Source organism: Enterococcus sp. DJ147D b, assembly GCF_058216655.1.
The window spans coordinates 1,481,388-1,493,446 of record NZ_CM177104.1; the positions used below are offsets into that span (position 1 = coordinate 1,481,388).

General features: G+C 37.8%; 10 protein-coding genes. 2 read left to right on the top strand and 8 right to left on the bottom strand.

Translation table 11 applies throughout. From position 1 onward, the window contains the following. Positions 1 to 79: 79 nt before the first annotated feature. Both tkt and AC4BD1_RS07030 read right to left on the bottom strand, forming a co-directional pair. Positions 80 to 2,074: a transketolase gene (tkt, locus tag AC4BD1_RS07025; RefSeq protein WP_490485384.1), complete on the bottom strand. Its 1,995-nt coding sequence runs from the start codon at positions 2,072 to 2,074 to the stop codon at positions 80 to 82. A 110-nt stretch (positions 2,075 to 2,184) separates the two neighbouring features. Beyond that, a complete protein-coding gene (locus AC4BD1_RS07030) occupies positions 2,185 to 2,424 on the bottom strand; it encodes a DUF896 family protein (RefSeq protein ID WP_067482326.1) in 240 nt (79 codons plus the stop codon). Between the two features lie 146 nt (positions 2,425 to 2,570). Between AC4BD1_RS07030 and lexA the strand changes: the two genes are divergently transcribed. Together lexA and AC4BD1_RS07040 are read left to right on the top strand one after the other, a co-directional pair. Then, positions 2,571 to 3,194 carry a transcriptional repressor LexA gene (lexA, locus tag AC4BD1_RS07035; protein WP_490485385.1) on the top strand — a complete coding sequence of 208 codons (624 nt, stop codon included), beginning with the start codon at positions 2,571 to 2,573 and terminating at the stop codon, positions 3,192 to 3,194. A gap of 136 nt (positions 3,195 to 3,330) precedes the next feature. After that, a complete protein-coding gene (locus AC4BD1_RS07040; RefSeq protein WP_067482330.1) occupies positions 3,331 to 3,549 on the top strand; it encodes a hypothetical protein in 219 nt (72 codons plus the stop codon). A gap of 167 nt (positions 3,550 to 3,716) precedes the next feature. On the opposite strand, the gene AC4BD1_RS07045 is transcribed toward AC4BD1_RS07040, so the two are convergent. From AC4BD1_RS07045 to rnz, 6 genes are all read right to left on the bottom strand, one after another. After that, positions 3,717 to 5,951: an immunoglobulin-like domain-containing protein gene (locus tag AC4BD1_RS07045; protein ID WP_206908799.1), complete on the bottom strand. Its 2,235-nt coding sequence runs from the start codon at positions 5,949 to 5,951 to the stop codon at positions 3,717 to 3,719. Between the two features lie 627 nt (positions 5,952 to 6,578). Then, positions 6,579 to 7,091, bottom strand: a complete 513-nt coding sequence (locus AC4BD1_RS07050) for an adenine phosphoribosyltransferase (protein WP_206899078.1) — start codon at positions 7,089 to 7,091, stop codon at positions 6,579 to 6,581. Positions 7,092 to 7,104: 13 nt separating this feature from the next. Next, complete coding sequence (gene recJ, locus AC4BD1_RS07055) at positions 7,105 to 9,402, bottom strand: single-stranded-DNA-specific exonuclease RecJ (RefSeq protein ID WP_490466152.1); 2,298 nt, start codon at positions 9,400 to 9,402, stop codon at positions 7,105 to 7,107. A gap of 345 nt (positions 9,403 to 9,747) precedes the next feature. Beyond that, complete coding sequence (locus AC4BD1_RS07060) at positions 9,748 to 10,191, bottom strand: LapA family protein (RefSeq protein WP_206908795.1); 444 nt, start codon at positions 10,189 to 10,191, stop codon at positions 9,748 to 9,750. Positions 10,192 to 10,199: 8 nt separating this feature from the next. Then, positions 10,200 to 10,988, bottom strand: coding sequence for an SDR family NAD(P)-dependent oxidoreductase (locus AC4BD1_RS07065; protein WP_490485386.1), 789 nt, complete (start codon positions 10,986 to 10,988; stop codon positions 10,200 to 10,202). After that, positions 10,985 to 11,929, bottom strand: a complete 945-nt coding sequence (rnz, locus tag AC4BD1_RS07070; RefSeq protein ID WP_490485387.1) for a ribonuclease Z — start codon at positions 11,927 to 11,929, stop codon at positions 10,985 to 10,987. Before rnz ends, AC4BD1_RS07065 begins: the two co-directional genes overlap by 4 nt. Positions 11,930 to 12,059 lie beyond the last annotated feature (130 nt).

Here is a 12,059-nt window from a genome sequence, read left to right on the forward strand (position 1 = left end):
AAACAGTAACTTTACTTCCAATAAAACAAGCCGGGAATTTCTCCCAGCTTGTTCTTATTTTAATTAAATTATTTTATTCTTATAATTCTTCGTAAGTTTTCACAACGTTTTCGACTGTAAAACCAAATTCTTCAAGAATAATATTTCCTGGAGCTGATGCACCAAAGTGATTAATGGTGATTGTTGTTCCTTCTGCCCCAACATAACGTTCCCACCCAAATGGTGCAGCTGCTTCGATTGCGACACGTTTAGTTACCGATTTTGGCAGAACACTCTCTTTGTATTCGGAAGATTGTGCTTCAAACAAGTCAAAGCTTGGCATTGAAACGACAGAAACGTCTTTACCATTTTCAGCTAAAACTTTTTGTGCTTTAACTGCTAAATCAACTTCAGAACCAGTTGCAATCAAGATACCTTCTGGTGTTTCACCTTGTGCTGGAGAAAGTACGTAAGCACCTTTTTTCACCATGTCATCGGCCTTTTCTTTTGTTGACGGAAGAACTGGTAAGTTTTGACGACTTAACACTAAAATAGTTGGTGTTTCTGTTGATTCCATCGCAATTTTCCAAGCAGCACGCGTTTCATTACCATCAGCTGGACGTACAACATGTACACCTGGCATACAACGAACAGAAGCAAGTTGTTCGATTGGTTCATGTGTTGGACCGTCTTCACCCACTGCGACTGAATCATGTGTTAATACATAAATAACTGGTGCTTTTTGAATGGAAGCAAGACGAATAGCTGGACGTAAATAATCTGTGAATACAAAGAATGTTCCACCATAAATACGTGTACCACCGTGTAATTGGATTCCGTTCATCGCTGTTGCCATGGCAAATTCACGAACACCGAACCAGATGTTTCGTCCTTCATAATTCCCTGGTTCAAAATCAGTTTCAGTAGCAACCATTGTGTTGTTTGAGCCAGATAAATCAGCAGAACCACCCCATAAGCTAGGAACTGCTTTTGAAATTGCTTGGATCATATCTTTACTTGATACACGACTTGCTTGGCTGTGACCTTCATCATAACTTGGCATCTCAGCATCCCAGTTTTCTGGTAATTTTCCAGCAAACGCATCTTCAAATTGTTGTGCTAATTCTGGATAAGCGTTTTTGTAATTAGCAAATTTTTCATTCCATTGTGCTTCTGCTTTTTCGCCCTCTTCGACCATTTTTTCATGGAAACGAATAGCTACTTCTTCAGGCACTGTGAAATCTGGGTAATCCCAACCATACACTTCTTTTGCCATCTTGATTCCTTCATCACCAATCGGTGCGCCATGGACAGAAGATGTTCCTTCGTTAGGTGAGCCATAACCGATAACTGTTTTCACTTCAATTAGTGTTGGTTTTTCAGTTTCCTTTTTAGCTGCTTCAATTGCGTTAGAGATAGCTTCTAAATCATTTCCATCTTTCACTAGGATATGTTGCCAGCCATACGCTTCGTAGCGAGCGCCAACGTTTTCTGTGAAGGCTTTTGAAGTTGGGCCATCAAGTGAAATATCATTTGAATCATATAAAACAATTAATTTTCCTAATTTCATGTGTCCAGCCATAGAACTTGCTTCTTGAGACACACCTTCCATTAAATCGCCGTCACCACATAAAGCATAAGTATAATGATCAACAATATTAAAGTTTTCTTTATTATAAGTTGCTGCAAGGTGTGCCTCTGCCATTGCCATACCAACAGCCATGCCGATTCCTTGACCTAGTGGACCAGTTGTTGCTTCAACGCCATCTGTATGATGGACTTCTGGATGTCCTGGTGTTTTTGATCCCCATTGACGGAATTGTTTCAAGTCATCAATTGTTACTTGATAGCCAGATAAGTGGAGTAAACTGTACAACATAGCTGAACCATGCCCAGCAGAAAGTACAAAACGGTCACGATCTACCCAATTTCTCGAAGTAACAGGATTTACTTTTAAATGTTTTGTCCAAAGTGCATATGCCATCGGTGCAGCACCCATCGGTAAGCCTGGATGACCTGAGTTTGCTTTTTGTACAGCTTCAATACTTAATGTACGGATTGTGTTAACGCCTAGTTGATCAATTTTGTCGAACAAAAGAACCCCTCCAATTTAGGTTTTTTTTACTGTAATTCATTTCATGCTCATTTTAGCGGATACAGTTCAAAAAATCAATGCTTTTTTGGTATTTTTTACCAAAAACCACACTAACGGTCATGTAACCCTTTTTCTTTTTGAATTTCTTTTAATTTATCTGGTGTCACATCATTACCTTCTGGATCAACGATTTTCATTCCTTCAATATGATGTCTCATGCCAGAGCGAAAAGCTGTCAAATATTCTTCTCTCAATAAAATCTGTTCTTTTTCTTCTTCTTTTGAAAGTCCTTCAGCTTTTTTCTTTTTGGCTAATTCATTAATACGTGCAATTTTTTCAGGTGATAACATTATCAGCCCTCCTTTTTTCTCTTCTTATATTATATAAAAAAACCAAAAAAAACAACTAGCGATCTCTATTTACATACGAACATTTGTTTGAAACAGCGCTTTTTATGTGGTATTATTTAATTATTAAGTGAAAGAAGGTGTACTTTGTGGCCCGACAAACTGAAACACGACAAATCGAAGTCTTACGTTATATCCACGAACAAGTGACCCGTAAAGGATACCCACCAACTGTTCGTGAGATTGGTGAAGCTGTTAACCTTTCTTCAACATCAACTGTCCATGGACATTTAGCACGATTAGAAAAAAAAGGATTCATTTTACGTGACCCGACAAAGCCACGAGCAATCGAACTAACTGATTTAGGGTTAGATCAAATTGGGATCAAACCATCTACTATTCCAATGCTCGGAGTAGTCACAGCTGGTGAGCCGATTCTTGCAGTTGAAGATGCCTCCGACTTTTTTCCTGTTCCACCAAATTTAACTTCAGAAGAAGGCAGCTTATTCATGCTGACCATTCGTGGTGAAAGTATGATCAATGCAGGAATTTTAGACGGGGATAACGTCATCGTTCGAAAGCAAGAAAGTGCTAAAAACGGCGATATCGTCATTGCTATGACAACAGAAAATGAAGCGACTTGCAAAAGATTCTATAAAGAAAAAAACCATTTCCGTTTACAACCTGAAAATGACTTATTAGAACCAATCATTTTAGATGAGGTCTCTATCTTAGGTTTAGTAGTTGGTCTCTATCGTAGCCACATTTATTAATATAATTAAACCAAAGAATTGCAGTAAAACTTCTGCAATTCTTTTTTTATTGATCTTACCTCTTTACAAACCGAACAAACATTCGTATAATGATTTTACGAACGAATGTTCGCATAAATAAATGAGGTGAGAATTCATGAAATCAATTAGACGTATTGGCTTGGTATTACTGGTTTTATTCTTAGGTATTTTGATTGGCAATTTTGGGATCCAACCGGCATTGATTATTTTTCTTCCGTTATTCACATTATGGTTCATGTTGTGGGACGAAAAAAAATATCGTCAAGCCGAACAGCGTAGGCTTCATGAAGAACATTTCTATCATGAACATTACTTACGCTCTCGGCAATCTTGAAAGAAAAATAAAGGTAATTAATCGTTCGTTACAATCATCTATTGGCTATTATACTGAAGGCAATTGCTTGTCCTTTACTTTGACTAATCCAAAGTATTCATTCAATAAGAACTATTATTCCCCTATCAAAAAAGACGATCAAAATTTTGATCGTCTTTTTGCATTTCTTAATTAGTTGACTCTTTTTTTAATTCCCATGAAGCATCACTACCTGGTACAGATTGTGTCCACCATTTAGCAAGATATTGTTTGCCATTGTAATTTACAAGATCTCCTGCAACATATGTCCCGCCTTGATAATAATCTACACTCCCGTCCTCATTTTTTATTATTTCTTTTTCCCAAACTTGTGCAGATCCTGGAGTATCCCCTTTTGTCCACCATTTAGCCGTATAAGTTGCTCCTTGATAGGTAACTTTGTCTCCTTTCACGTAAATCGTTGTTGAGGAATAGTTAGGTACATTTTCTTTTTCTTTGACTGTTACAGTAATTGTTTGCGTTGTCTTTTCACCTTTGCTGTCAGCAACTGTATATGTAAGATCATTTGTTCCAACTTTTGAAGTGTCGACATTTCCTGTCACAACTATTTTTGATGTTAGGTCACCATCTTCTTGATCGTTCGCTGTTACGCCAGCTAGTTTATCAAAGGTTGCACCAACTTCAATGATTTGATCTTTCAAACCAGAAAAAATTGGTTTCGTATTCGCATTAGGGTCCACTACTGTAATCGTCCGAATCTTTTCTGAATGGTTTTTCTGACTGTCTACCACAGAATAAGTTATTTGGTATTCACCAGCCTTTGAAGAATCCACCGTTCCAGTCGTCGTGATTTTAGCCGTTAGATCTCCATCTTCCTGATCAATCGCAGTCACGCCCGCTAAAGCATCAAAGGAATCATTCAACTCAATTGTTTCATTTGTTGCTCCTTTGATTACTGGTGCTTGGTCTCTTATGCCTGCCTCTCCGTCAAATTCACCCATAATTTTTGAAAATTCATAGGTTTCTTGTTCGAGTCCAGTATTTTTTAAATCTTCATTCAAATCATTGTCCCGATTCAACGACCAGAAAGAAAGCATGCCAATTTGTTTTTCATTTGCATATGCTAACAAGGCTTTAGCATCAGATTGAGTAAACGTTTCGTTTGCTTGACTTGATTTTCCTACCCACGGCGTCAAACCAATTTTCTGATATACTTGCGCGTCTGTCAGGTCTTGATTGGCATCACTATAAATTCGTTTTAATTGTCCAGCTAAGCTTTCTGATGCTTGTTCAACATATGTATAGTATGTATTTGTTGGCCCTGTAACAAATGCAGGTCCAAAACACATTGTCATGATATTCACACCATGAACCTCAACCTTTTTCTGAACAGCATCTTGTAGCACATTGTATGCGTCATTGTCTGTCCCTTCACCTACTAAACCAGTCGGTAAAACAGGGAACGTATACCAAACGTCAGGTGCTTCATCACCCAGCTTATCTTGCATGATTTTGATTGCATCATTATTTCTTTGCCAAGCTTCTTTATCACGTACATGGGCACCTTCGATATCGAAATCGATTGTTGTTAATCCGTAATGTTCGACAATTTCAATGTATTTATTCGCAAGTTCTTCAGCATTATCATAGACATCTTGAAGCGGCGTGCCGTTTTCTCCACCAAATGAAACTAACACATCCCCTCCTTGTGCGCGGAATTCTTTGATTTGTTTAGCAAATGCAGTGACAACTGAACCGTTTGTTCCGGTACCATCTACATTATAGTACCCGCCAAAAGAAGCCGTCTTAGGATTACTTGGATCTGATACAATAAATCCGATATTTGCATAACTGATCTGTGATTTCTTCACTTCTTGACCAAGAGGATACAATCCTTGATACCCGTTTTCTCCGTTGTACCATAAACCGCCATCAATATATGGTGCAAAAACCTTTTCGCCCCATTTCACACCTTGTCCCGCATCGACACCTGCATAAGGAGTATTAGGATCAACATCAGGATCAATCGTCGGTTCAAATGGATTAGCAGTGACCCCTGCATTAAGAGTAACTGAACCATCTGAAGCTATTGTCCCTACCTCTTCCCAACCAGTTGAAGTTGCTTCGCCTGATCCCGGCGCTACATCTGTCTCCCCATTCTTCCACCAAGTTGCTGCATAAATTTTACCATTGTGTTTGACTTGTTTTCCCGTTGTGTCAGAACTTCCAAATTCTGTTAACTTTGTGACCTTTGACCATTCCAACCAGTCCTCTTCTGTTAAACTTGTTGTTAATTTTGAACTTGTTTTTTCTTCAGCACGAACTTGGATGATTGGTTGGATTGTTGATATAGCAAGACCACCTAACATCAGTCCACAAACGAGTGGCGATGCTACCTTTTTTAGCAACTGTTCTTTTTTCAACGATAATCATTTCCTTTCAATAAACTATTTTACAAATTATGTTCGATGAATGTTTACGCATATTTTGAACCCGGGTTTCAAAATATGCGTGAAACAACATCTGTTGTGAATACTAATAGACTCATGCATACCAAGCAACCCCCAAATAATGTCAGTAATTCGACATGTTCAGAGTGTTTTCGTTGCTCAAAATTGTTTTATTGGAAAGATTTCATTATTGTAAATGCTCTCTTTAAAGACAATTTTCAATAAATTAGTTCAATTATCATTCGTTAGAGGGATCTTCTAGTAATACACTTTTTTATCCCTGCAAAATAATGGGCATTTATCTGTTTTTTTCACTGTTCGTAAAAGCACATATTCTTCTTATTTAGAATTTAGCGTGAACTTATTAAGAAAAATTCTCAACAACTTTCATCTATGATTACTTTTAATAAGCGTTTTTGACAAAAATCGAATAAAAAAAAAGAGAGATTCCTAGAACAGTGTTGTTATCATATACACGTTATTTATATACGTAGAAAAATAGCTTAACAGCGTTTTTTTTAACATTTACTCAATAAAAAAATCTTCAGAAAAGACCAGACACTATGTCTTAGCCATTTCTGAAGATCCACTTAATTTTTATTAGTATTCCATCAAAGTGATGATGTCATAACCTTCAATTTTATCGCGACCATGTAAGTCCATCAATTCAATCAGGAATGCACAACCAACAACTACGCCACCTAATTTTTCAATTAGTTCAATCGTTGCTTTGATCGTACCACCAGTTGCTAACAAATCATCACAAATCAGTACACGTTGACCTGGTTGAATCGCATCTTTGTGCAAAGTCAATGTATCTGTACCATATTCTAGGTCATAAGTTACTTCGATCGTTTCACGAGGTAATTTCCCTTTTTTACGAACTGGTGCAAAACCCACGCCCAACTCATACGCTACTGGACAGCCTACAATGAATCCGCGTGCTTCAGGTCCCACCACCATGTCAATTCGTTTTTCCTTTGCATAATCGACAATTTGTTTTGTTGCTTCACGATACGCATCTCCATCTGCCATTAACGGTGAGATATCACGAAAAACGATTCCTTTTGACGGATAGTCCGGAATACTGGCAATATAATCTCTTAAATCCACTGTTTGTTTCCTCCTAGGTTGTTAGCCATTTCTTAATGGTAGGAATATCACTTAATAGTAAGAATTCCTCAACTTTAATTTTCTTTAGTCGCTGTTGATACAGAGTGCTTTCAGTCAACGGGTGACTTTCTGGATGGGCGACTTTTTGTAAAACACCATCGTCTATTGTAACAAATTTCAATTCAAAAAACACCTGAATCATAAAAATTAATAATTTTTCTGGAATTTTCAAATACTGAGCGACTGCTTTTGTCTTATAACGAATATCAACTTTATCTTGTGTTTTAATAAACTGGAACAAACGAGCATATTGTTCTCTAGAGCCTACTCCATTCAGATAAGCTTCTTGTGAAGAGATCCCTAATAAATAAACTCGGCTAAACGTTCCTGCATTAAAAACAGCTTTCAACTCATCAAGTTCAGTTGGACAATCCACTAACACAAGTGATTCTGGTTGATTCGTCTCCACCCAACGCTTCATCTGATCCATTTTTTCAAAGATAACTACTTGCTCGCGAATACTTGGCGAAACTTGTTTTTTAACTGCTTCATCAAAAGCTAGATAACATGCTTTTTCTGGTAACGCCTCTTGATCTCGAAATCGTTTTGCACGCCAATCAAATACTTGCAGCCCTTTGACCTCAAAATCAGAAACCAACAGTTGCACCTTTTTTTGACCATTCCATTCATTCACGGAGAGTTTGCCAACAATATCAAGTGAATCATTCAACAGTTCACTTTCCTGAGAGCCAAACCCAAAGGCAACTGCATCCAGCTGTTCACCCTCATCTGTTAAAACAAATTTCAAATGTTGTTGATTTGCACCAATCTTTTTCACTTGTTTGGCTGTCACCTGTTGAAATAAAAACTGTGGCACAGGATTATCTGTCCCAAAAGGTGCTAATAATTTCAGCTCATCTAACAATGTCAAAGAAGCATCTTTAGGTGAAAGCACCTCATCAATTTGCATTGTTGGTCCCTTTGTTAGATCAATCTTGTTTTCTTTTACATACTCATTCATTTTTTCTTGTAACACTTCAAGATTTTCTTGAGGCATAGTTAAACCAACAGCTGCATGATGTCCACCAAAATAGGTAAATAAATCTCTTGTTTGGCTCAACATTTCATAAAGATTCAAAGCTTCTACGCTGCGACCTGAACCTTTGGCAGTTCCATCTTCTTTTAAAGTCAGTACGATAGTTGGCTTACCTGTCTCATTCATGATTTTACCTGCCACGATTCCCAAGACTCCTTCATGCCAACCGCTATTCGCTAATAAATGGATACTGTTAGCAGGATTTACCATAGCTAATGCTTCCTGTGTGATTTCTTCAACAATACTTTTTCGTTCTTCATTGATTTCATTTAATTTTTTTGCTTGTGTGTGTGCAACTTCTTCATCAAAGGTCGCCATCAGTTCAACAGCTGGATTAGGATCGCCCATTCGACCAATTGCATTCAAGCGCGGTGCAATCGAAAAACCAATCGTCATTTCATCAGCATCTTTCATTTTCGCGCCACTTTCAGCAAACAATGCTTGTAACCCAATTCTTTCTGAATGACGAATTGCATCAATGCCTAGTGAGACCAAACTACGATTTTCCCCAGTTAGCGACACTAGATCAGCGACTGTCCCAATTGCAACCAGATCTAAAAATTCTGCTGGTGCTTCTTCCAACAAAGCTGTTGCTACTTTGAAAGCCACACCTACGCCTGCTAAATCTGTAAATGGATAGTTTCCATCTGGATGTCGTGGATGGACGATGGCAAAAGCATCTGGTAACACAGCTGGCATTTCATGATGATCAGTTACAATAACGTCAACTCCAACACTTTGAGCATAAGCAATTGCTTCATTTCCAGCAACGCCGTTATCAACTGTGACAATCAATTGTGTCCCTTGACTGATTTTCTCTTTGTAGACCGCTTGATTTGGGCCGTAGCCATGTTCAAAACGATTAGGTAAGAAAGCTTCTACTTCGGCTCCTAGTAATTCAAGTGTTTCTTTCATGATTGTCGTACTTGTGATTCCATCGGCATCGTAATCGCCATAAACTAGAATTTTTTCGCCACTGATAACTGCTTCTTGGATTCTATTGATTGCTTTATCCATGTCATGCATCAAATAAGGATCATGTAATTCTTGTTCTTTTGGATGTAAAAACTGTTTGATTTCTTGTTCTTCCTGATATCCGCGCTGCCAAAGCATTCTGCCAATAAAAGGAGATAAGTTATGGTTATTGATTAGCTGAAAAAAAGCCTCAGAAGGTTCTCCGGTACTTAATTTCCAATCATAATTTGCTTGCTTCACTGTCTCACTCCTAACTTAGTTATTATAGCAAACGAAAACGACAAAAAGAAGAGGGGGAAAAGAACGTTGTAGCTCCAAGCGGTCAGCTTAAAAAAATAATGAGCAACTGGCAAAAATAGCTTTTCATATTTTAGACAATTGAGAATTATTTCAAGGAGTTACTTGGGGAACACCGTGAATAAGGTTGCAGCTCAAGCGGTCAGCTACAAAAGATAAGGGGTCAATCTTTCTTTACTCATTTCTTGGATAAATACCTCTCTCATTTAGTAACTATTAGACTTCCGCTATACAGGGACAAAAGAAAAAGGCGTACGATATCATCGTACTCCTTTTCTAGTTTACCGGTTAGTCAAAATAATTGAAGCTTTGTTGTGGCGATTGCGCACGATCTTCTTTAGCATTGCCAGTCTCTTCTAATTGGCTGATTTCCACTGTTTTTGCTTGTAGTTCTGCTTGGTAAGCAGCTTCTAGCTCTGCTCGTTCGTTGCGAAACTCTCGTTGTTGTTCTTCTTTTGCTGCTTCAATTTTTTGTTGTAAATTAGTTTGATGCTCTGCAAGTTCCTGTGTCAAGTTTTTGATTTCTTTTTTTTGTTGCCACAAACTAGCCGAAGCTGTTAAAAAGACGATCAAAGCACCAATCAGTGCTGAACCAATAATAACTAAAATCAATGGTGCTGAAAATGAAGCGAAGCCAAGACTCACTGGAACTTGTTCAATATTGAATACTGCAAATAAAACAATTACTAATACTAAAATAAAACCTAAAATCACACTACTTTGTTTTTTCATTTTTCCACCTACTTTTTGTTAAAAATTCCTCCAGCTAAGTAATCTCCAATATGCGGGAAAAGCATATAGAATTTGGCTGCAATTTCCATCACAACAGGCTGGTTGATTTCACGTTTTGGATGACTCATACTCCGCACAATTTGTTTAGCTAACTTAGTTGGATCCAATACAATTTGTCCTAAGTTTGCTAAATATTCTCCACTTGGATCTGCTTTATCGAAAAATTCTGTAGCAATTGGTCCTGGATTAACTGTCGTGACTGTAACCCCTAATGGTTTTAATTCCAATCTTAATGCATTTGAAAAACCAATCACAGCAAACTTAGTTGCAGAGTAAATCGTTGATTTGGCTGTAGCCATTTTCCCTGCCATTGATGCTAGATTAATGATGTGGCCACTTTTTCTTTCTGCCATATCGATGGCGAATTTTTGTGTCAAGACCATCATACCTAACACATTAACTTCAAACATATCATAAGCTTTGCCTAAATCAAATTGCAGAAAATCTTCGAAGATACCAAAGCCAGCATTATTGACCAAAACATCCACTCGTCCGACTTCCGTCATTACTTTTTCATACAAACTTTCTACACTTTCTGGATTGCTAACATCAACTTGAAAAGCATACGCTTCTTTTCCACTTAATTCTTGGCACTTTGTTTTTACTTCTCCAATCAATTGAATCCGTCGAGCACAAGTAACCACAATCGCTCCTTGTCTTGCCGCTTCGTAACAGATTTCTGCACCTAATCCCGCAGATCCGCCAGTTACTAGTACCACTTTATTTGCTAATTTCATGACAATTCCTCCTCATCTCTAAATGGAATCTCAATCACATCAAAATCTTTCATGATCGTTGTATTTGGGAAAATTTCTCGTGCTTCCTTTTCCAGCTCTAAGGCCGCTTTACCAACATATCGAGCGCTAATATGCGTCAACAATAATCGTGCAGTCTTTGCTTCCGTGGCAACTTCTGCTGCTTGATGAGAAGTTGAGTGAAAATAATTATGCGCCATTTTTGCTTCATTTTTGTTAAAGGTACTTTCATGAACCAATACGTCACTGTTTTTAGCAAGTTCAATAGCACTAGCCGTTTTTCTTGTATCACCTAAAATCGTTACGATTCGTCCTTTTTTATCTGGACCAACAAATTCTTTGCCATTAATTATTGCCCCATCTTCTAATCGAACTGTTTCGCCACGTTTCAACTGGCCATAAATCGGACCAGCAGGCACACCTAATTCTTTCAGGCGTTCTACTTGCAGCTCACCCTTATGATCCTGTTCGACAACACGATATCCGTAACTATCGATTCCATGATTTAATTTCTTTGTGTATACTGCAAATTGTTGATCTTTAAAAATAGGTTCATTCTCACGAACTTCAATAAATTTCAACGGATAACTTAAACGAGTTTGTGAAACAGATAGAGCCGTCTTAACAAACTGTTCTACCCCTTTGGGACCATAGATTTCCAATGGAGTATCTCCACCTTGGAATGAGCGACTACTAATCAAACCTGGCAAACCAAAAATATGATCCCCATGTAAATGTGTAATAAAGATTTTTTCGATTTTTCTTGGACGAATATTTGTACGCAAAATTTGCATTTGTGTGCCTTCACCACAATCAAATAACCAAATTTCATTGCGTTCATCTAATAATTTTAACGCGATACTTGTTACATTTCGCTGCTTTGCAGGCACTCCTGCACCTGTCCCTAAAAATTGTAATTCCATAATCTACCTGACTTTCTGTGAGTTCCCTCTAATTTTAGGGGAAAATCAACGGATAAGCAACCGAAAAAGACAGAGAAACGTGCCTAAAATACACTTTTCTCTGCCAGAATTTACTTTTTTCATCAGAATT

Coding starts and splice junctions, on each gene's coding strand:
- rnz (WP_490485387.1), bottom strand. CDS start 11,929: ATGGAATTACAATTTTTAGGGACAGGTGCAGGAGTGCCTGCAAAGCAG.
- AC4BD1_RS07065 (WP_490485386.1), bottom strand. CDS start 10,988: ATGAAATTAGCAAATAAAGTGGTACTAGTAACTGGCGGATCTGCGGGA.
- AC4BD1_RS07030 (WP_067482326.1), bottom strand. CDS start 2,424: ATGTTATCACCTGAAAAAATTGCACGTATTAATGAATTAGCCAAAAAG.
- AC4BD1_RS07040 (WP_067482330.1), top strand. CDS start 3,331: ATGAAATCAATTAGACGTATTGGCTTGGTATTACTGGTTTTATTCTTA.
- AC4BD1_RS07060 (WP_206908795.1), bottom strand. CDS start 10,191: ATGAAAAAACAAAGTAGTGTGATTTTAGGTTTTATTTTAGTATTAGTA.